Genomic DNA, 20,354 nt, shown 5'->3' on the forward strand with positions numbered 1-20,354 from the left:
TCCCCTCGTCCGCCGCGTCCTGGACCGTGTACGGCCCTGCCGGTAACGACACCCCGCCCCCCGCTTCCTCTTCGTCGGCTACCGGCCCCGGCCGGGATCCAGATCGATCGCGGCCGCGGCCTGCGCCCGCGCGATACCCGGCAGCAGCAACTGCCACATATGCACGATCCGCTGCGGCAACGCCGCCGTCGTCCCCGTCAGATGCGCATGCTGCTGCGTGCCCGTCATCGCCCCGACCACGAACTCCGCCACCACCTCCGGCTCCACCCCCGGCGCCAGCTCCCCCTGCTCCCGCGCCACCTCCAGCCAGCCCTGGAAAATCTTCTCCCACTCATAGAACGACGTATCGTCCTCGATCCCGTGACTGCGCTGCTCCACCGCCAGCCGCACCCCCGCCCGCAGCAACGGATTCACATTCAGCTGATGCGCCCACACCAGCGACAGATCCACCAGCCGCTGCAACCCCTGCGAATGCACCCGCGGCACCATCACCTCCGGCTGCGCACGGATCACCGCACGCGCCAGCGCCTCCTTGTTCTCGAAATGGAAATACACCGCCCCCAGCGTCACCCCCGCCCGCCGCATGATCTCCCGCATACTCGCCCCCCGGTACCCCAACTCATCAAAAGCCAGCGCCGCCGCCCGCAGAATGTCATCCCGGGTCTTCACAGCACGCTCCTGCTTGGGCTCCACCATCGAGCGTCCCCTGCCCTTCCTCGCCACAAAAACGAACGGCCGTTATTTTACGCCCCCGCCCCGCCCCCACACCAGGCCACCAACCCCACCCAAACCCACCCCCACACCCACACCCCCGCCCCGCCCACCGCCACCGCCACCGCCACCGCCACCGGGCAGGTCCAACCACCCGGCCCCGTCCCGGCCAGGCGGAAGACACCGGCACAGCCGCGGCAAGAGCAGAACACCGGACACAGCGACACCGCACAGCCAAACCCCAAAACAGCACAGGGAAGGCAACCAGCCGGACACCGCAGGCCAAGACCACAGACAGGAACCGAAGAGACCGCACGACGGCCCACCAGAACGCAGCCCACGGAACCCAAGACACCAGCCAGGAGACCCAGGACGCCACAGAGGGCCGGGACGCCAGCCAGCGGCGCCGACCAGGAGGGACGCCCACCACCCCACCACGAAGCCACACCACCCCATGACACACACCAACACCACAACCAGCAGCACAGGCGAACCACCGCAGACCCGCCCCCTCCCCCGAGAGGGGCTGCGGGTTCCCGGACAGGCCGCCCGCGACGGCCCCGGCACGGCCCCGCCCGGCCCAAAAGCGGTCCCGACGCTCCCCGGCCGCCCGCAAGACGAGCTCACCCTCAGCCCCCGACGGCAGCGCCCCGCACACCCGCAACTCCCGCTCCCCCTAAACGACATACGACAGCAGCGACAGCAGCACCGGCCCGCACCGCGCCGCAGAACAGCGCACGGCACGCCGGGCGCCCGCCCCACCGGCCAGGCCCCGGGCGCCCCGCGCCCCCGACCCGCCCCCGACCCGCCCCCGGCCCCGCCCCGGGCCGCTCCAGGCCGCCAAGGGCCCGCCCGGCAGCACCCGCAGACGCGTGCATCCCTGCGCACGCCCGCACCGCACAGACCCGCCGTCGAACCGGCGTTGACCGCCCATTGACCCACGCCCGCTCCACTGCGTACGTCAACCCCCCATTCACCCAAGACCCCGAAGGACTCTCATGATCAAGCACATAGCCATCGGCGCAGCAACAGCCGCCCTGTGCGCCCTGGGCACCACCACAGCCCTCACCGACACAGCCGCCGGCAACACCGCCCGCCCGGCCGCCACCCACACCGCCACACCCGCACACCAACCCGCCACCAGCCCCGCCTCGAACTCCGCCACCACCCCCCCAGACACACCAACACCACCCGGACACCCACCACATGACCACCACCAGCTGGCTCGACAAACCCCGCCCCGGCGAGCTGTAACCCACCACACACCCCACCAGCCCCACCAACGGCCGGCGGGGCACCCACCCCCACCACACAGCACCCAAGCAAGAAACCCGCCACACAAACAGCAGAACCACACCCGGCCAACGGGACAGACAGACACGGCCCTGCCACCCGGGCAGGACACAGCACGCCGAACCAAGAAGCACCCACCCCTTCCAGCCCCTGCAGACCAGCAACTAGCAGTCCAGACAAACCAGACCAGCACCAGCACCAAACAAGTCGGCGCCGCCACCGACACGTTCAGCCACCCAGCCCACACACCACCAGCAGCCCTACCCTGCCCCGCCCCCGCGCCCTACAGCCCGGCCAGCACCACAACGGCAAGCCGCTCGCGAGCACGGCAGGCCCGGAGAAACCCCCAACCACACCAGCCCGAAGCCCAGCACCACAGTGGAGACACTCCCGCAAGAACCACACACCACCACCCCTCCAACCTCGGCACACACCCCCAAAACTCCGTCGGCGCACCCGCCAGGACCACCAGCAGGCACAGCCCCCGCGCCCGGCACACGAACGGCGAGAAACACAACCACCACTCCCACCCGAACGGAACCGGCTCCGGCCCGAGCCAGAACCGGGGCCGGGGCCGGGGCCGGGGCCGGGAGAACGGGCAACCGCCAACGACGCGACGGGAACTTGCCCTTACGGGCTGACCCGCAATACGCCCCGCCTGAACGCCGGACCTCTCCTGCCGGCGGGCAGGACCTCCGCCGGACCCGCCGCCACCGCCGCCGCACCAGCAGGCAGGCGCCAGAGACCAACTACGAGGCCCACTGCCAGTGCACACCCAGCACAACCACCAGCAGCGGCCGCCCACACCCGAGCGCCGTCCACGCGACCAGCAAGGCCCGGCGCCGCCGTGACGAGGCCACCAGCCCCCGGCCCGACGGCGGGAAGAAATCGATCTTCACGCCTGTTCTGCACCAGCAGTGAACAACTCACCATGCTGAACGAAAGGGCGGGGCCATGCCGGAAAAACTGAACGAGCAGACACGCACACTGCTGGACGGAAGGAACTTCGCCACCGTCGCCACACTCAACCGCGACGGCGCCCCGCAGACCTCGGTGGTCTGGATCGCAAGGGAAGGCGACACCGTCCTCTTCTCCACCACAGCGGGGCGCCTCAAAGCCAGGAACCTCGCCCGGGACCCGCGGATCAGCCTCACCGTCTACGACACCGACAACCCCTACCAGTCCATCGACATCCGGGGCACCGCCGAACTGATCGAAGACCCGCAGAAGACACTGCCGCACACCCTCTCGCACAAATACCTCGGCGAGAACCCGCCGCCCGAACCCGACGACGTACTGCGCCTCATCGTCCGCGTGACACCCACCAAGATCACCGGCTTCTCCGTCTGACGGACCCCCCGCGACCGGCCCCGGCCACAGACAGGCACAGAGCGAAGGCCGCGCCAGCCACACCACACCGAGCCACGCCGGGCCGGGCCGGGCCGCAGCACGAACCGGCCCTCACCAGCTTCGCTGTCCGGCCACCGCCCGGGATGCGCCTTGCGTGCCCCGGTCCCGGCGAGGGCGGGGGGACACCACAAGCCCGGACCCGCGTGAGGGGCGTCCGGGCCGTGCGGTTCGGCGGTGTCCTGGCCGCCGGAGGTCAGGCGGCCAGGGCCTGGTGCAGGGCGTCGAGGCCGTCCGCGTATATCCCGGCGAACAGCTCCTCGGCCTCGGTGTCGCTGACACCGTCAGGGGTGAAGCGTCCGGACCACTGGACCTCGGCGAGGTCGTCCCGGTCCTCGACCGGGTGGACGCGCAGGGTGGAGAGGTAGCCGGTGACGGGGAAGGGGGCTTGAAGGATGGCGTAGGTGTAGTGGCGCTCGGCCTCGTTGAAGCCGACCAGCCGCTCGATGATGACGTCGCCGTCGGGGTTGGCCAGCTTGCGGACGCGGCCGCCTTCGAGCGCGGTGCTCTCGGGGATGTAGGGGAGCCAGTCGGGCAGGGCGCCGAAGCCGCCGATGAGGTCCCACACCTTCTGCGGGGAGGCGGGCAGGACGCGGCTGACGGACGTGGAAGCCATGATTGTTTCTCCTGAGGATGGTGCTGCGTGTGCGGGGGAGGATGAGGGTCAGGCGTTGTCGGGGAGTGGGGCGGTGGGGCTGATCAGGCCGCTGGTGCGCAGGTCGGTCCAGAACGCGGTGGGGATGTTCTCGTTCAGGGCGGCGGTGTCTTCGGTGATGCGGCTGGGGCGGGTGGCGCCGGGGATGACGGCGGCGGTGGCGGGGTGGGCCAGGGAGAACTGCAGGGCGGCGGCCTTGATGCTGATCCCGTGGCGCTGGGCGAGGGTCTTGAGCTTGCCGACGCGCTCGATGATCTCCGGCGGGGCCTGCTGGTATTCGAAGTGGGTGCCCCCGGCGAGGATGCCGGAGCTGTAGGGGCCGCCGACAACCATGTCGACGCCCTGTTCCTGGGCCATGGGCAGCAGGCGCTGGAGGGCGTGGGTGTGGTCCAGGAGGGTGTAGCGGCCGGCCAGGAGGAAGCCGTCGGGGCGGGGCTCGTCCAGGGCGAGGGTCAGCTCGATGGGCTCGGTCTTGTTGACGCCCAGGCCCCAGGCCTTGATGACGCCTTCCTCGCGCAGGCGGGACAGGACGCGGAAGGCGCCGGTGCGGGCTTGTTCGAACGTGCTCAGCCACCGGTCGCCGTGGAAGTCCTGGGCGATGTCGTGGACCCAGACGATGTCCAGGCGGTCGGTGCCCAGGCGCTTGAGGCTGTCCTCGATGGAGCGCTCGGTGGCGTCGGCGGTCCATTCGTGGACGATCTTGTTGGGGTTGCCGTGCGCGAACAGTCCGCCCTTCTCGCCGAAGTCGGGAGCGGCGCTCTCGTGCTCGTCGAGGATGACCCGGCCGACCTTGCTGGACAGGACGTAGGAGTCGCGGGGGCGGGCGGAGAGGACCTCGCCCAGCCGTGTCTCGGCCAGCCCGGCGCCGTAGAAGGGGGCGGTGTCGTAGAAGCGGATGCCCTGGTCCCAGGCCGCTTCGACCGTGGCGCGGGCCTCATCGCCCGGAATCGCGCGGAACATGTTGCCGAGCGGGGCGGTACCGAAGCCGAGCCGCCCGGGCAGAAGGGACGTGATGCCCATGAGGAAGATCCTTCTCTCGATGACGATACGCGGCATTGAGGAGGTTTCTCCTGGTCCGCGTCTCTTGCTCCACCGAGGTTAGGATCGTGCAGTCAGACTGTCCAAGACTCGCTTGGACACACTTGAGTCCCCCGAGGTCTTACATGCTTGACCTGCGACAACTCCGCTATTTCGTGACCGTGGCCGAAGAGGAACACGTCGGGCGGGCCGCCGAGCGCCTGCACATCTCGCAGTCCCCGCTCAGCCGGCAGATCGCCCAGCTGGAGAAGAACCTGGGCCTGACGCTCTTCGAGCGCAGCCAGCAGCGCATCCGGCTCACCTCCGACGGCCGCGTCTTCCTCGCCGAGGCCACGGCCCTGCTACGGCACGCGGACCGCCTGGAAAACCTGGGCCGGCGCCTGGGCCGCGGCGACGAGGGCGGCCTGTGCATCGGATACGTGGGCGACGCCATGCACACCGGCCTGCTGCCGCGGGCCCTGCGCACCCTGAACCAGGAGCGCCCCGGCATCCACGTCGCCCTCTACGACCTCACCGCCGCCCAGCAGTTCGAGGGCCTGCGCCAGCGCAGCCTGGACATCGCCCTGGTCCCCCAGGCCCCGCCCGAGCCGGATCCCGACCTGTGCAGCACACTGCTGCTGCAGGACCCCCTGCTGCTGACCATGCCCAGCGGCCACCCGCTCGCCGGCGCGGCCGAGATCTCGCCCGCCGACCTCGACGGCCAGCCGTGGATCGCCGTCCAGGACAGCCAGGACCACATCGGGCGGGACGACTTCGTCGCGGCGTGCGCCGCCGCCGGATTCACCCCCGACATCCGCTTCGAGGCGCCCGAACCCCTCACCGCGCTGGGCCTGGTGGCGTCCGGGCTCGGCAGCGCCTTCGTGCAGAAGAGCATGCTGCACGAAGGCCTCTCGGGCGTGAGGGTCCGCGAACTGCCCTGGTTCCAGAGGTCTGTTCCCCTGTGGGCCGTATGGCATCGGACCGATCTGCGCCCGGTCGTCGCCTCGTTCCGCACCACGGTCCTGGCCGCCGGAGCCGAGGACGCCACAACCCACCACTGACCCAGAAGGCATGGCGAGGCGTCAGGCCCATCCCGAAGCCCCCCCATGGCGCGCCCTGCCTGCAAGCCGCCCGCCCCATCAGGCCATGCGGCCGCGGACAACCGGGCAGCCGGCAGCCGGGCGGCAGCACCACCCCCGCACCCGCTCCCCGGCGAGCCCCCAGGGACAAGCCCCCGGCCGCCGCCCACGACAGCCGAACCGCCCCGCCCGCCCCGCCGCCGAGCGACGTCGCTCCGGAGACCCGCGCAGACACCTCGACGAGCGGGAGAGCGCCCTCCAGCCCCGGCCGATCCGGGCCCGGCACCAGCGGAACACCATCCGCCCGGCCCCGCCGCCCTGGCCTGACCAGCCGCCGCGCCCCCCTCACACCGCGCAGGACCTTGCCATGAGCTCCTCCACCAGAGCGCTCTTGGACGCAGAGCAGGCCGCCCCGCCCTCGCTGCCGGCCGTAAACCGCTGAGCCAAAGCCATCTTCCACGCGCTGCAGCGCCGGACTTCCGCGGGCCGCAGCCGCAGGCAGTCACGGAGCAGCACGTGACCAAGGCGGGGCTTTGTGCCCGCGCCCCCGCCGTACAGATGGTGCCCGAAAGCTCCAGGCGGGGTGGGGAATGCCTCCCGCCCCTGAATCCCGAGGCCGCCTTCGTGCTGGCAGCCCTGCCCTGCGAGCCCAGAGACCAACTCGGGCACGGACGCCTCCCCGGACAGCACGATACCGAGGTCGACGACCGGCTTGGCGGCACATCCGGGCACGCCCGTACCGCCGACGTGCTCGATGGACAACGCCAGACCCGCGACGTGAGGAGCCGGCCGCTGCCGCAGATCCTCCAACCGCTCGGACCATCGGGGGCCGCAGGCGCTCACCACGATCTCGTCCGTCATGCCGGCAGTCCCTCAGGGGCGCCGGAGCCCCATCGCATTCCTCAGGGGTCTGCGGCCAGCGCCTACCCGGTCGCTGGCCACTCCATACGGTGGGCGTTGCGTGCTGTCACCAGCGGGCGACAAGAGTCTCCTTCTTACCCCGGTTCCGGTAAAGCCATGTGGCGCCCGGAGCAGCAGCCCCGGTCAGGTAACCGACGATGGGCTCCCGCTGGGCTGCGCTGTCCAGTTCGCCAAGCAGTTCCAGGGCATCGGGCATGGAGAAGAAAGCCACTTGTTCGATGTCGCCGTCCTGCGGCGTCAGGTCCCCCGACCACTGCTCGACCTCGAAGGCCGCGGCCAACGCCGAGGGGTGCCGCTCGGAGTCGACGTGCACGAGGAAAGCAGTCCGCGCCGGATCACCGATCAGCAGCCCGGTCTCCTCCTCAAGCTCGCGCCGAAGAGCTTCATGCAGAAGCTCCCCGTCCTCGACTCCGCCACCGGGCAGCGACCACAGCAGCGCGCCGTCGGCACCGAGACTCTCTCGCACCAGCAGAATCTCGTCGCCCCGGCGGATGATGCCGATGACCAACTGCACGCGGGGTATAGCGTCCTTCGCCTCTTCAGCTGTCATCACCTGACGATACGTGATCCGCTCGGCCACTCGCCGAGCCCCGCACTGCTCACGAGAGACAAGGCGTCATCGCAGACCAGCCATCAGATGGATCACAGGTTCCCGAGCCAGCGATGTCCCGGGTGAACACGGATGAGAAGACCGGCCAGCGCCGAGCGCTGAGCTGACGTCATATGCGGCAGGGCCGCGTTGAAGTCCTCCTCATCCTTGGGGCGTACGTGCTTGGCCTTGAACAGCAGGACCAGTTCCGGCGCCAGGTAGGGGATTCCGTCCGGGGTAAGGCGGACGATCTCGCTGTAGGGAAGCCGGATCGTCTCATCGCGCCGGCAGATCCAGGTCCTGCCGTCGTGAGGTTCGCGGAACACATCAAGCAAGTAGCCGCCGGTGGCCGGCTCGCGCAGCCAGGTCTGGTGTGTGGCGGCCAACACGCCCGGTGTGGCGTTCTCCCAGATCCGGCCGCTGCCGACCGCATCGAAGACATATCCGGGAAAGCGGCTGCGAATCTCGGGGAACTCCGCGGCCGGGACCGCGATCTCGATGTCCCCGTGCTCGCGCGTCTGCGTACCGCGGAACAGATCCAGCGCCCAGCCAGCGGCGACACACCACAACGCGGCGACCCCGGCCAGGCGCTGCGCAACCTCACCCGGAGTCCAGCAGGACGACCACCTTGCGTCCAGGGCATCGAGCCCGGCAGCCGACAGCTCGACGCCCCCACGGGGAAGTTGCTCACTCACCCGAAGGAACCTACCAGCGGGAGGGAAGCGACCCCGCGGAATTCCTCCCGGGCAAGCCGACCCATCCGCGCCTTCCGGCGTTCGGCAGACCGGCCAAAGCCCCCCACCCCTCCCGGCAAAAGCACCCGGCAAGGTTCGAAGCGAAGGCGAAAGCACAGCACGGGCACCCCACTCACCGAGCATCAGGGGCCATGAGGACCAAGCACAGCCACCCCCACGCAAACACCACCTCCACACCGACCGGAACAACACCGAAGACGGCCAGAGTGACACCGCACCTCACAACACCGGGACCACACCGCACCGCACCGCACACACCGGACAGGCACAACACCCCACAGCAGACACAGACACCCCAGAACACCCACACACCCGGGGACACCCAGACACCCAGACACCCGGGGACGCCCGGGGACACCCGGACACCCGGACACCCGGATACCCGGACACCCGGACACCCGGGAATGCCCACACACCCGGCGGGGTGCGCAACCACCAGGCGGCGCTGACGCACCCTCACACCAGGGGCAGGGGGCGGGAAGCTGCCACCCGCCCCCACCACGGATGACGACCTTCCACTTTCAGCCACCCAACCGCCCCTCACACCCCGCCCCGCACCCCCAACTCCCCGCCCCGGGCGAACAGTTCCGGTCAACTCCGCCACCACCCCGCCCCCGCCGCACCCCGCACCGGCACTCGCCGCGCCTCCGGGTGCACCCGCCCGACGAGCCGCCCTTCCCCCACCGCCCCGCACCCCGCCCCCCAGCCACGGCACCCCGTGCCACGGGCAGGATCCGGACACCCCTCGACAACAAAAAGAACACTCGTTATGTTGCTGGACGGCGAGACAGCGCCAACCGAGCACAAGTGCAAGCGGTCACTCGCAACCACTCAACGGGGGCTCACCATGCCTGTCACCCAGCACCTCACCCACACACCCGCACACCCCGCCCACACACCCGCACAACCCACCCTCGCACCCCACCACGTGCACAAACACAACCCCGCCGAAGTCCTCCTCACCGGCTACGACACCCTGCGCCCCGACACCTACACCGTCACCGCCCAATGGCCGACACACCACCCCTTCTACACCCCCACCCCCCACCTCAACGACCCCCTCCTGTTCATCGAAACCATCCGCCAGTGCTTCCCCCTCCTCGCCCACAACGCCTACCACCTCCCCCACAACCACCACCTCATCTGGCAATACCTCACCGCCGACATCAACCCCCACGCCATGCACCACACCCCCCACCACCCCACCCACCTCACCCTCTACATCACCTGCTCCGACATCCGCCGCCGCACAAACGGCCACCTCACCGCCCTCACCCTCCACGCCATCGCCCTCCGAAACGGCACCCACCTCGGCACCGCACAAACCCGCTTCTCCGCCCACTCCCCCACCATCTACCAACGCATCCGCAGCAACCACCCCAAACCCCCACCACACCCCCACCCACCCCACCCACGTCAACCGCCGAAACCCCCACGACGTCGTCCTCCACCCCCAACCCCACCACTGGACCCTCCGCAACGACACACCACCCACCCCACCCTTCGACCACCCCGTCGACCACACCCCCGGCATGCTCCTCCTCGAAGCCGCCCGCCAAGCCACCCACGCCACCCACCACCACACACCACCCAACAGCAACACCAACCGCACCCAGCAGCCACAGCCCGGACACAGCCACCACCACAAACACTGGACCTGGACCGAGCCGGACAGGCACCGCCACCCTCACCCGCACCCCCACCCACACACACCCCGCCTCACCACCACCCACCCCACCCCCCTACCCACACATCCACGCCACCTTCCATCCACACCCACCCCCACCCACATCACCACCACCAGCACCACCGACACCCACACCACCGGCACCGACACCCACACCACCGGCACCGGCACCGGCACCGGCACCGGCACCGGCACCGGCACCACCCACATCACCGCCACCCAGAACAACCAAACCGCCTTCACCAGCACCATCACCACCACACCCCACCCCTAGACACAACCCACCCACAGCCCCACACCCACCCACCAACAAACAGCCACAGCCAGACAGCCGCGACATCAGCGGACAGCACAACGGCCAACCCGCCAGGCCCAGTTAGCCACGCTCCCCCTGCGCATACGCCCTATTCGCAATGGCTAACGCGACCTCCCCGCTGGGCAAGCCATAGACCCGATGGCCAGCCGCCCAGCGGGCCTCCGCGGACAAGCGAGCCCCTTCCCCCGAAGCGGAAGGAATGGCCTACTCCGCTCATCCGCCAACAGATCGTCCCAAACTTCCCACTCGTCACCCGAGCCTCGCCGTACCCGCCCCGTCGTCACGTCAGGGACCGTTGCAGTACTGATTACGGCCCACTTGGCGGCGCCGGGGCGCCGCGTGGATTTCGGCGGTCGGGGGGCGGCGGAAGGACGTATTCACAGGCCACACGGCACGTGCTCGTCGGTGGGGCGTCCGTGGGTGGTAACCAGCCGGTGGACTTGGCTTCAAAGCTTGCGCACAAATTGCACACACACCCCTCTCCAGACGGGCTCCGATGGTCTATGTTGACCGTGCTTCGCCTGCGTGGTCACGAGGCAACGGATAGTGATCTGCGGGTGCGGCGCCACGGAAGGCCAGCATTGCCGTCTCGGGCGGCGGACGTGGGGGTGATCAGTACTTGGGGCCCGGGCGACGGCCTCAGGCATGAGGGGGGCAACCTGGAATTCGACGGGTTCCCGCATGCCTGGAAGGGCCGGCAGGGCGTACGCGTCCGCCGCCCGGGTGGGGTGGTCAAGTAGCGCTGCAACAACCGGGATGTCATCGCGGAGGGCGACGGCGTCCCGAGGGGAGGAACGGTGCGGCGCGGGGGGCTGGGGGCCTCCCGAGGGGTGGACCAGTGCGGGGGGCGGGGGCCTCCCGAGGGGGGAGGAACCATGTGGAGCGAACACGTCGAGCCCACTGGCGACCTGCGGGGGGCTGTACAGCCGGGGGAATTAGTCAGCCCGTTCTCACCGGCGCGCGGGCGCCCGGTGAACGGGGCGCTCAGCCAGCCCGCGATCGACTGGGAGCAGCGGTACCGGCGTACCGTGATCACCAGCGACACCGTCGCCACAGCCTTCGTAGTGGCGGCGATCGGCAACTTCTTCGGGGCCCGGGACGCGGCCAACTGGCATGAGAAGTGGGGCATTCTCGCCTTCGGCACCGAGCTGCTCGTGCTGGGGGCCCTGGCGGTGAGCCGCTCGTGGGCTCCGGCCGTGCTCGGCCAAGGGGCCGAGGAATTCCGGCGGCTCGGACGCTCGCTGTTCGCGGCGACCGTCGTCCTGGCGCTCGGCGGGATCGCCTTCACCTCGCGCAACATCAAACTCTGGATCTTCGTCGCGATACCGGCGATCGCGATCATCACCATGACGGCGCGGTATCTGCTGCGCCTGTGGCTGCACAAGCAGCGCAAGGAAGGCCGGTGCCTCAGACCGGTGCTCGCCGCCGGGAGCCTGGCCACCGTGCGCGATCTGATCACCCGGGCCCGTAAGTTCCCGCACCTGGGCTGGCGGGTGGAGGCGGTCTGCACGACGGACGGTCTCGGCCCCGACGGTGACCACCTGGACGGCGTGCCGGTCGTCGGCCGCCTCGCGGACGTCGCGGGCCACGTACGCCGTGACGGCTACCGCGTCGTCGCGGTCACACCGGACCCGCACTGGTCGCCCGACAGCCTGCAGCGCCTCGCCTGGAACCTCGAGGGCAGCGATGCCGAGATGGTCGTGGCGCCCGTGCTGATGGAGGTGGCAGGACCGCGGCTGCACGTCGACGCGGTGCTCGGGATCCCGCTGCTCCGGGTCAGCATGCCGACCTTCACCGGGGGCCGCCGAGCCGTCAAGGAGGTCGTCGACCGGATGGGTGCGGCCATCCTGCTGCTGCTGTTCGCGCCCCTGATGGTGCTGGTTGCGCTGCTCGTCCTCCTGGACAGCCGGGGTGGGGCGTTCTACCGGCAGCGCCGAGTCGGCAAGGACGGCCGGGAGTTCACCATTCTGAAGTTCCGCACCATGGTCGTCGGCGCGGACGGGGCGCGGGCCGCGCTGGCCGAACGCAACGAGGGCGCGGGACTGTTGTTCAAGCTCCGCAGGGATCCGCGGGTGACCCGGGTGGGAGCGGTGCTGCGCCGGTACTCGCTCGACGAACTTCCGCAGCTCTTCAACGTACTCACGGGATCGATGTCGCTCGTCGGCCCGCGGCCTCCGTTGCCGGAGGAGTCCGCCGCGTACGGCCCGGACATCCGGCGGCGGCTGCTCGTCAAGCCCGGGCTCACCGGCCTGTGGCAGATCAGCGGGCGCAGCGACCTGCCGTGGGTGGAGGCGGTCCGCCTCGACCTGCGGTACGTGGAGGACTGGTCGCTCGCTCTGGACACAGTGATCTTGTGGAAGACCCTGCGGGCGGTGCTCCAGGGGCAGGGGGCCTACTGATGCGGGGAGTTCGTCGTCCGGCCGGTACACGGAAGGCAGGCCGGAAGGGCGTGCCTGGGGGGGAGGAACGGGTTATGAGAGTCAGCGTCCTGGGGCTCGGTTACGTGGGCTGCGTGTCGGCCGCGTGCTTGGCCAGCATGGGGCACGAGGTCATCGGCGTCGACGTGAACCAGGTGAAGGTCGACCTGGTCAACGACGGCAAGGCCCCGGTGATCGAGGAGCGGATCGGCGAGCTCACCGCCGAGGTGGTGCGGTCCGGCGCCTTACGGGCCACGCGCGACGTCCGTGAAGCGATCATGGGGAGTGAGGTGTCGCTGGTCTGCGTGGGTACGCCCTCGGAGGCCAACGGCAGCCTGTGCACCACGTACTTGGAGCGCGTCACCGAGCAGATCGGGGCCGCGCTCGCCGAGCGGGGCGGGCGGCACACGGTCGTGTTCCGCAGCACCATGCTCCCGGGCACCTGCCTGAACCTGCTGGTGCCGATCCTGGAGAAGTACGTGGGCGGCACGGCCGGGGTGGACTTCGGGGTCTCGGTCAACCCGGAGTTCCTGCGCGAGGGCACGAGCGTGCGGGACTTCTTCGACCCGCCGAAGACCGTGATCGGCGAGCTCGACCCGGCGAGCGGCGACGCGGTGGCGGCGCTGTACGAGGGCCTGCCCGGCGAGGTGTTCCGGGTGCCGGTGCCGACGGCCGAGGCGATCAAGTACGCGGACAACGCCTTCCACGGCCTGAAGATCGGCTTCGCGAACGAGCTGGGCGCGGTGTGCCAGGCGCTCGGGGTGGACTCGCACCAGGTGATGGACGTGTTCCTGGCCGACCGCAAGCTGAACATCAGCCCCGCCTATCTGCGGCCCGGCTTCGCCTTCGGCGGCTCCTGCCTGCCCAAGGACCTGCGGAGTCTGGTGTACGCGGCGCAGCGGGCCGACGTCTCGGTGCCGATCCTGTCCCATGTGCTGCCCTCCAACGCCGACCATCTGCAGCGCGCGGTGGAGCTGGTCGAGCGCACCGGCAAGCGGCGGGTGGGCCTGTTCGGGCTCTCCTTCAAGCCCGGCACCGACGACCTCCGCGAGAGCCCGCTGGTGGAGCTGGCGGAGCGGCTCTTCGGCAAGGGGTACGAACTCAAGATCTACGACGCCAACGTGAGCCTCTCCCGGCTGATCGGGGCGAACCGCGAGTACATCGAGACCCGCCTTCCGCACCTCGCGCAGTTGCTCGCCGACTCCGTCGACGAGGTGCTCGAACACGCCGACGTATGCCTGGTCGGGACCAAGGATCCGGCGGTGCTCTCGGCGCTGCCCCATGGTGACGGACCGGTGATCGTCGATCTCATCCGCCTTCCGGACGCCGAGGAGCGCCGGGCCGAAACGGGGTACTTGGGTCTTGCTTGGTAATACGACCAGCGGCGGCGCGCCTGCCCGGCGCGCGCTGATCCTGGTGGAGAACCTGTCGGTGCCGTTCGACCGGCGGGTGTGGCAAGAATGCACGACGCTGCGCGACGCGGGTTGGGAAGTGCACGTCATCTGTCCCCGGGGGACCAAGCGGGACACGGAACTGGAAGCGGAGATCGACGGGGTGCGGATCCACCGCTACCCGTTGCGCGCGGCCGCCGGCGGACCGGCCGGCTATCTGCGGGAGTACGGCTCGGCGTTGTGGCACACGCTCCGGCTCGCCCGGAAGGTCGGCCCGGTCCACGTGGTCCACGCCTGCAATCCGCCCGATCTGCTGTTCCTGCCCGCGCTCTGGCTGAAGCGGCGCGGCGCGCGGTTCGTCTTCGACCAGCACGACCTGGTGCCCGAGCTGTACCTCTCGCGGTTCGGCCGCGGCAAGGACCTGCTCTACCGCGCCGTGTGCGCGCTGGAACGGCGGACCTACCGGGCCGCGGACATCGTGCTCGCGACGAACGAGAGCTACCGGGACGTCGCGGTGCGCCGTGGCGGACGGCGGCCCGAGGACGTCTTCGTGGTGCGCAGCGCCCCCGCGACCGACCGGTTCCAACCGGTGGCGCCGGAGCCGGAGTTGAAGCGCGGCAAGCCTCATCTGCTGTGCTACCTGGGCGTCATGGGGCCGCAGGACGGCGTCGACTACGCCTTGCGGGCCCTGGCGAAGCTGCGCGACGAGGTCGGGCGGAGCGACTGGCACGCGGTGTTCGTCGGCGCGGGCGACGCCTTCGACGCGATGGTGGCGCTGTCCCGGCAGCTCGGCCTGTCCGAGCAGGTGCAGTTCACCGGGCGCATCCCGGATGCCGACCTGGTGCGCTACCTGTCCACGGCGGACGTCTGCCTCTCCCCCGACCCGCGCAATCCGCTCAACGACGTGTCGACCATGAACAAGGTCCTGGAGTACATGGCCATGGGCCGGCCGATCGTCTCGTTCGACCTGAAGGAGGCGCGGGTCTCCGCCGGTGACGCCGCCGTCTACGCGCCCGCCAACGACGAGGCCGCGTTCGCCGAGCTCGTCGGGCTGCTGCTCGACGACCCCGAGCGGCGGACCCGCATGGGCGAGATCGGCAAGGAGCGGATCAGCGGGGAGCTCTCCTGGCGGAACTCCCAGCGTTCGCTGCTCGCCGCCTACACAGCTGCCTGCCGTGACCATGCTCCGGTGCCGGCGGGCGACGCCCGGTCCGGACACGGAAGAGGCCGCACCGTTGAGCGATGACACCATACGCCTGGTCACGATCGGGCGGATCCTCCGCCGTCGCTGGCGGCTCCTGGCCATCCTCACGGTGGTGGGCGCGCTCGTCGGCTACGGCACCTCCCTGCTCTTCCCGCCGCGCTATACGACGTCGACGTCGGTGCTGCTGCCGGGGCAGTGGGAGGAGCGCGAGCTGCTGACCCAGGCGGAGATCGCCACTAGTTCGACGGTGGTCGACCGTACGGCCGCCGCGCTGCGCTGGGACGGCGTCAGCGGCAGCGACCTGCGGGGCCGTGTGAGCGCCAAGGCCGCGGACGGGAACATCATCAAGGTCTCCGGTACGGCGGAGACTCCGGAGCGCGCGCAGCAGCTCTCCGACCGGTTGGCCCATCAGTTCGTCTCCTTCGCCGCGCGGATCGCGGGCGACGGCTCCGACTCCGGGGCCGCCACCGGGCCCGAGACCCTGCGCAAGAAGGTGGCGGAGACCAACCGCCGCATCACCGAACTGGCCAATGCGGCGGATCCGGGGCAGACCGTGGAGAGCGTGCAGGTCCGCACCGAGCTCGAGAAGTTGCGTACGGCGCTGGCGGAGGCCATGAAGAAGCTCGACGAGGCCGACCCGGCGACCAGCAAGGCGGGCATGGTCGTCATGGGCCCCGCGGCCCGGCCTTCCGGTGAGGCGCCGCCGACGAGGATGCAGCTCACCGTGGCCGGGGCACTGCTGGCCTTCGTGTTCTCGGTCATCGGCCATCTCACCGCGGCCCGGGTGAACCGTCGGCTGCGCACCGAGCCGGAGATCGCCGCGGCGCTCGGCTCGGTGCTGCTCGGCACCGTCGACGTACCGGGTGAGCGGTCCGCGAACCGGCCCAAGGGCCGTGGTCTGCGGGCCTGGGTCCGCTGGTTCCTCGGCGTCGACACCCGGTGGGACCTGCCGACCCCGCAGTCGTCCGGCGACGAGGCCAGCAGACAGGTCCGCTACCGGCGGGTGTGCGCCCGCCTGCGGGATCTGGTGCCGGCCCCGCGGCGGCTGCTGGTCCTCGTACCGGACGGCGACGAGGTCGCCCGCCGGGCCGCCGGGCAGCTCGTGGCCGAGGCCAAGAGCGATCCGCTGCGGGTGGTGGGGGTTTCGATGTCCCGGCCGATGGTGCCGGACCGCGACATCGAGTCCGGTGTCCTGGTCGTGCTCAGCGCGGGCACCTGGACCGCGGGGGACCTCGCGGCCGTGGCCGAGGCGAGTGCGGACGCGGGGCACGAGGTCGTCGGCATCGTCGTGGCCGGCCCGGTCCGGGCCCGTCAGAAGGAGAAGGCCGGCCGTTCCGCGCGGCGCGCCACGCCCGCCATCGCGGTGGGCGACGACGCGGGGGGAGGTGCGGTGTGAGGGGCAGGACAACGGAGTCGCCGACGGCCGCTCCCCTCCTCGATCTGCAGACGCTGGTGGTGGCGGTGCGCAGGCGGCGCCGCCTCTGGTCCTCGCTCGCGGTCCTCGGGCTGCTGGCCGGCGCGGCGTTGGCGGTGCTGCGGCCCCCGCCGCCGAGCGCGATGACCAAGGTCCTGGTCGCGCACAAGGAGGACCAGCCGAACGACACCGGAACGCTGATCCGCACCGATGTGGAGCTCCTGGGAACCACCCGGATCGCCGCCAAGGCGCTGCAGGCCCTGAAGTCCCCGGACAAGCCGGAAGACTTCATGCGGGACTACCGGGGCACCGGCCTGACCAACAACCTGCTGCGGATCGATGTGACGGCCGCCAGCGAGGCGGACGCGGTGGCCCGGGCCAAGGCGCTGGCGAACGCGTTCGTCGCGGACCACGTGCGGCGGATGCGGGAGGCCGCGAAGGCCGAGGCCGAGGCCCTGCTGGAGCAGCGTGACCGGATGCGGAAGGAACTCGCCGAGGTCAACAAGGTGATCGGCGGCCGGTCGCCGCAGAGCGGGGAGAAGGCGCCGGCGAACATGGAGTCGCTCTTCGCCCGCCGGGCCGAGCTCAGTTCGCGGATCGCCGACTTCGCCCAGCGCGCCGAGGAGGCACGCGTCGGCACGCCCCGGCTCATCTCCGGCACGCAGATCGTGGACGACCCGCGCGCGGTGGCGCACTCCCTGCCCAAGGCCGCGGGCACGAACGCCGTGATCGGGGCGGTCCTCGGGCTCGTCCTCGGGCTCTCGGTGGCCGCGGTCGGCACGGTGGTGGCGGACCGCCCCGTGCTGCGCCGGGAGATCGCGGCGAACCTGGGCGCCTCGGTCATCGCGGAGCTGCGCCGCACGCGCCGCAGACCGGCCCGGCTGTGGCAGCGCCGCCGGACCCGTACGGCACACGAACGGCTCACCACGACGCTGGTCCGCACCGTGCGCAACTCCACGGAACCGGTGTCGCTGCTCGAACTCGGCTGTGCGCGCAGCACGAGCGTGCTCGCCCTGAACGTGGCCAGAGCCCTGGCGGCGGAGGGTCCCGTGGTCGTCGTCGACGGGCTGCCGGGGCCACAGCTCGCCAACAGCCGCAAGGAGTCGGGGGACCCCGAGGTGGTCAGCGGCGAGCGGGCCGCGACCGTGTCGCACGAGGTGCGCAGGATCGGCGTCGGCTCGGTGGCGCCCGGCACGGCGTGGACCGATCTGCAGTACCTCGGCGGTCAGACCGTGCTCGTCGTGCGGGCCGGGCACGGCAGTGCGGCATGGCTGCACACCGTGGCGCGGCAACTCGCGGACCAGTGCGTTCCCGTGATCGGTGTGGTGCTGATCGACCCCGATCCGCGGGACAGGACCGACGGCACGCTGTGGGACGGGCCGCACGCCGCGCTGCGGGGCCCTTTTGAGCGGCGGGCCCGGCAGAACGGAACGGGTCAGCCGCGCACGGAGCGGCCGCCCCGGCAGAACGGGACGGGCGGGCCGCGGACGGAGAGACCGTCGAGGCCGGCCGCGCGGGTCCCGGACAGCGACCAGGAGGCGCGGTAGGACATGTGTGGTATCGCAGGCACGTATCGATGGCCGGACGGGAAGGTCGTGACCGACCGGCTCACCGATGTCCTCACCCATCGCGGTCCGGACGGGGCGGGCAGGTACAGCCATCCCGCCGGTGACGGCGAGGTGCACCTCGGGCACCGCCGCCTCGCCATCATCGACCTGTCGGAGACCGGCGCCCAGCCGATGGTCTCGGGCGGCCTCGCCCTGACGTACAACGGCGAGCTGTACAACGCGCCGGAGCTGCGGGCCGAGTTGGCGGCCGCCGGGGTGCGCTTCCGCGGCACCTCCGACACCGAGGTGGTCTTTGAGGCCTGGCGGCGCTGGGGCACGGACTGTCTGCCCCGCCTGCGCGGCATGTTCGCGTTCGGGATCTTCGACGAGCGCACGGGTGACCTGGTGCTCGCCCGTGACCAGCTGGGCATCAAGCCGCTGTTCCTGCTGCGGCGCGGCGAGGGTCTGGTGTTCGCCTCCGAGCTCAAGGCGCTCGCCACCGCCACGGGCGGGTCGCTGGAGGTGGACCACGGGGCGCTGGTGGCCTCGCTCCTCTACTACTGGGTGCCGGACTCGCGGTGCGCGTACCGCGAGGCGGAGAAGCTGCCGCCGGGGAGCTGGCTGCGGTGCCGGGCCGACGGCAGTGTGGAGCGCGGCCGGTACTGGCACCTGAAGGACGTCGCCGCCGAGGGCCGGGAGCGGGCCCTCAGCGGTGAGCGGCCCGACCTGGCCGCGATCGTCGAGGAGTCGACGCGTCGGCACCTGCTCTCCGACGTGCCCGTGGCGACCTTCCTCTCCGGTGGTCTCGACTCCAGCTGGCTGACCGCGCTCGCGGCCCGCCACCAGCCCGGGATCTCCGCCTACACGATCGGGTTCCGCGCCGAGGACGCCAGGTTCGAGGCGATGCCGGACGACCTGCGCTACGCCCGGCAGGTGGCGCGGCGGTTCGGCGTGGACCTGCACGAGATCGAGATCGCTCCGAACGTGCTCGACCTGCTGCCGCAGATGACGTACCACCTGGACGAGCCGATCGGTGATCCCGCGGCGATCAACACGTTCCTGATCTGCTCGGCCGCCCGGGAGGCCGGGGTCAAGGTGATGCTCTCGGGGATGGGTGCCGACGAGCTGTTCGCCGGGTACCGCAAGCACCTGGCCAACCTCATCGCGGTGCGCTACCAGCGGGTCCCGCGGCCGCTGCGGCGCGGCGTGTCCAGGGCCGTGGACCGGCTGCCGGTGGCCACGGCCCGCCGGGGGTACCGGTCGGTGCGGTTCGCGAAGCGGTTCCTGTCCTTCGCGGATCTGCCGGAGGAGACCGCGTTCCGGCGCAGCTACACCATGTACGACCAGGACGAGCTGCTCGCCCTGGTCGATCCGGACCTGGCGGGGACGGTCGACGACGTGCTGACGGAGCACGCGGACGTCTACGAGGACAACGACCTCGACGACTTCGTGAACCGCATGTGCCTGGGCGACGCGCGGATGTTCCTGCCGGGCCTGAACCTCACGTACACGGACCGGTCCAGCATGGCCGCGTCGACGGAGGTGCGGGTGCCGTACGTGGACGTCGAGGTGGTCAGGGCGGCGTTCGCGGTGCCCGGCGATCGCAAGATCGTCGGGCGGCAGGGCAAGGCCGTCCTCAAGGAGGCGGCCACCTCGATCCTGCCCAAGGAGATCGTCTACCGGCCCAAGGGCCTGTTCAGCGCCCCGCTGCGCGCCTGGATGAGCCGGGACCTGGCACCGCTGGTGCGCGAGGTGGTGCACGACGGTGAGCTGGTCCGTTCCGGGCTGCTGCGCCGGGACGCGCTGGCGCGCATGGTCGCCGAGGACGCCGCCGGGCAGCGGGACTTCTCCAAACATCTGTGGCATGTGCTGACCCTCGAGTACTGGTATCGCGACGCGACCTCTGGGTCCGGCCAGAGCACTCGGTTAACGGCTTAGGAATTTCAGAGGA

The 20,354-nt window shown here is 70.8% G+C and carries 15 protein-coding genes; 9 read left to right on the forward strand and 6 right to left on the reverse strand.

Annotation, left to right across the window (positions count from 1 at the left end; translation table 11 throughout):
• Window positions 1-78 precede the first annotated feature (78 nt).
• Window positions 79-696: a ScbR family autoregulator-binding transcription factor gene (locus C9F11_RS00555; RefSeq protein ID WP_138957358.1), complete on the reverse strand. Its 618-nt coding sequence runs from the start codon at window positions 694-696 to the stop codon at window positions 79-81.
• Between the two features lie 2,262 nt (window positions 697-2,958).
• Here C9F11_RS00555 and C9F11_RS00570 point away from each other — a divergent pair.
• Window positions 2,959-3,354 carry a PPOX class F420-dependent oxidoreductase gene (locus tag C9F11_RS00570; RefSeq protein WP_138957359.1) on the forward strand — a complete coding sequence of 132 codons (396 nt, stop codon included), beginning with the start codon at window positions 2,959-2,961 and terminating at the stop codon, window positions 3,352-3,354.
• A gap of 253 nt (window positions 3,355-3,607) precedes the next feature.
• On the opposite strand, the gene C9F11_RS00575 is transcribed toward C9F11_RS00570, so the two are convergent.
• Together C9F11_RS00575 and C9F11_RS00580 are read right to left on the reverse strand one after the other, a co-directional pair.
• On the reverse strand, window positions 3,608-4,027 hold the full coding sequence (locus C9F11_RS00575) for an SRPBCC family protein (RefSeq protein ID WP_138957360.1): 420 nt from the start codon (window positions 4,025-4,027) through the stop codon (window positions 3,608-3,610).
• 48 nt (window positions 4,028-4,075) lie between these two features.
• Window positions 4,076-5,086, reverse strand: a complete 1,011-nt coding sequence (locus C9F11_RS00580) for an aldo/keto reductase (RefSeq protein WP_138965846.1) — start codon at window positions 5,084-5,086, stop codon at window positions 4,076-4,078.
• A 143-nt stretch (window positions 5,087-5,229) separates the two neighbouring features.
• Here C9F11_RS00580 and C9F11_RS00585 point away from each other — a divergent pair, with 143 nt between their 5' ends.
• A complete protein-coding gene (locus tag C9F11_RS00585; RefSeq protein WP_138957361.1) occupies window positions 5,230-6,144 on the forward strand; it encodes a LysR substrate-binding domain-containing protein in 915 nt (304 codons plus the stop codon).
• Window positions 6,145-6,507: 363 nt separating this feature from the next.
• Here the strand turns inward: C9F11_RS00585 and C9F11_RS00590 are convergent, their stop codons facing one another.
• The 3 genes from C9F11_RS00590 to C9F11_RS00600 all read right to left on the reverse strand — a co-directional run bounded on the left by C9F11_RS00590 (window position 6,508) and on the right by C9F11_RS00600 (window position 8,367).
• Entirely contained in the window at window positions 6,508-7,023 is a 516-nt protein-coding gene (locus tag C9F11_RS00590; protein ID WP_138957362.1) for a GrpB family protein, read from the reverse strand.
• Between the two features lie 106 nt (window positions 7,024-7,129).
• Window positions 7,130-7,633 carry an NUDIX hydrolase gene (locus C9F11_RS00595; protein WP_138957363.1) on the reverse strand — a complete coding sequence of 168 codons (504 nt, stop codon included), beginning with the start codon at window positions 7,631-7,633 and terminating at the stop codon, window positions 7,130-7,132.
• A 92-nt stretch (window positions 7,634-7,725) separates the two neighbouring features.
• Complete coding sequence (locus C9F11_RS00600) at window positions 7,726-8,367, reverse strand: hypothetical protein (protein ID WP_138957364.1); 642 nt, start codon at window positions 8,365-8,367, stop codon at window positions 7,726-7,728.
• A gap of 911 nt (window positions 8,368-9,278) precedes the next feature.
• Here C9F11_RS00600 and C9F11_RS49610 point away from each other — a divergent pair.
• The 7 genes from C9F11_RS49610 (at window position 9,279) to asnB (ending at window position 20,341) form a co-directional block, all read left to right on the forward strand.
• Window positions 9,279-10,388, forward strand: a complete 1,110-nt coding sequence (locus tag C9F11_RS49610) for an AfsA-related hotdog domain-containing protein (protein ID WP_269078121.1) — start codon at window positions 9,279-9,281, stop codon at window positions 10,386-10,388.
• Window positions 10,389-11,305: 917 nt separating this feature from the next.
• Complete coding sequence (locus C9F11_RS00620; protein WP_138957365.1) at window positions 11,306-12,829, forward strand: sugar transferase; 1,524 nt, start codon at window positions 11,306-11,308, stop codon at window positions 12,827-12,829.
• A 74-nt stretch (window positions 12,830-12,903) separates the two neighbouring features.
• The gene (locus C9F11_RS00625; RefSeq protein WP_138957366.1) at window positions 12,904-14,220 is read left to right on the forward strand and encodes a nucleotide sugar dehydrogenase; all 1,317 of its coding nucleotides are present in this window, start codon (window positions 12,904-12,906) and stop codon (window positions 14,218-14,220) included.
• On the forward strand, window positions 14,210-15,484 hold the full coding sequence (locus C9F11_RS00630) for a glycosyltransferase family 4 protein (protein ID WP_138957367.1): 1,275 nt from the start codon (window positions 14,210-14,212) through the stop codon (window positions 15,482-15,484). Before C9F11_RS00625 ends, C9F11_RS00630 begins: the two co-directional genes overlap by 11 nt.
• Window positions 15,474-16,838: a Wzz/FepE/Etk N-terminal domain-containing protein gene (locus tag C9F11_RS00635; RefSeq protein WP_138957368.1), complete on the forward strand. Its 1,365-nt coding sequence runs from the start codon at window positions 15,474-15,476 to the stop codon at window positions 16,836-16,838. The genes C9F11_RS00630 and C9F11_RS00635 overlap by 11 nt, the downstream gene beginning before the upstream one ends.
• Complete coding sequence (locus C9F11_RS00640; RefSeq protein WP_138957369.1) at window positions 16,835-18,403, forward strand: Wzz/FepE/Etk N-terminal domain-containing protein; 1,569 nt, start codon at window positions 16,835-16,837, stop codon at window positions 18,401-18,403. The genes C9F11_RS00635 and C9F11_RS00640 overlap by 4 nt, the downstream gene beginning before the upstream one ends.
• A gap of 3 nt (window positions 18,404-18,406) precedes the next feature.
• Entirely contained in the window at window positions 18,407-20,341 is a 1,935-nt protein-coding gene (gene asnB, locus C9F11_RS00645) for an asparagine synthase (glutamine-hydrolyzing) (protein ID WP_138957370.1), read from the forward strand.
• Window positions 20,342-20,354: the final 13 nt, after the last annotated feature.

Origin of the sequence: Streptomyces sp. YIM 121038 (assembly GCF_006088715.1) — a bacterium.
In the GTDB taxonomy this organism is placed as follows: domain Bacteria; phylum Actinomycetota; class Actinomycetes; order Streptomycetales; family Streptomycetaceae; genus Streptomyces.

Bases quoted from the DNA above. Each gene is read 5' to 3' on its own strand.
- C9F11_RS00595 (WP_138957363.1), bottom strand. From the start codon at position 7,633: ATGACAGCTGAAGAGGCGAAGGACGCTATACCCCGCGTGCAGTTGGTC.
- C9F11_RS00620 (WP_138957365.1), top strand. From the start codon at position 11,306: ATGTGGAGCGAACACGTCGAGCCCACTGGCGACCTGCGGGGGGCTGTA.
- C9F11_RS00625 (WP_138957366.1), top strand. From the start codon at position 12,904: ATGAGAGTCAGCGTCCTGGGGCTCGGTTACGTGGGCTGCGTGTCGGCC.
- C9F11_RS00580 (WP_138965846.1), bottom strand. From the start codon at position 5,086: ATGGGCATCACGTCCCTTCTGCCCGGGCGGCTCGGCTTCGGTACCGCC.
- asnB (WP_138957370.1), top strand. From the start codon at position 18,407: ATGTGTGGTATCGCAGGCACGTATCGATGGCCGGACGGGAAGGTCGTG.
- C9F11_RS00590 (WP_138957362.1), bottom strand. From the start codon at position 7,023: ATGACGGACGAGATCGTGGTGAGCGCCTGCGGCCCCCGATGGTCCGAG.
- C9F11_RS00585 (WP_138957361.1), top strand. From the start codon at position 5,230: ATGCTTGACCTGCGACAACTCCGCTATTTCGTGACCGTGGCCGAAGAG.
- C9F11_RS00555 (WP_138957358.1), bottom strand. From the start codon at position 696: ATGGTGGAGCCCAAGCAGGAGCGTGCTGTGAAGACCCGGGATGACATT.
- C9F11_RS00575 (WP_138957360.1), bottom strand. From the start codon at position 4,027: ATGGCTTCCACGTCCGTCAGCCGCGTCCTGCCCGCCTCCCCGCAGAAG.
- C9F11_RS00570 (WP_138957359.1), top strand. From the start codon at position 2,959: ATGCCGGAAAAACTGAACGAGCAGACACGCACACTGCTGGACGGAAGG.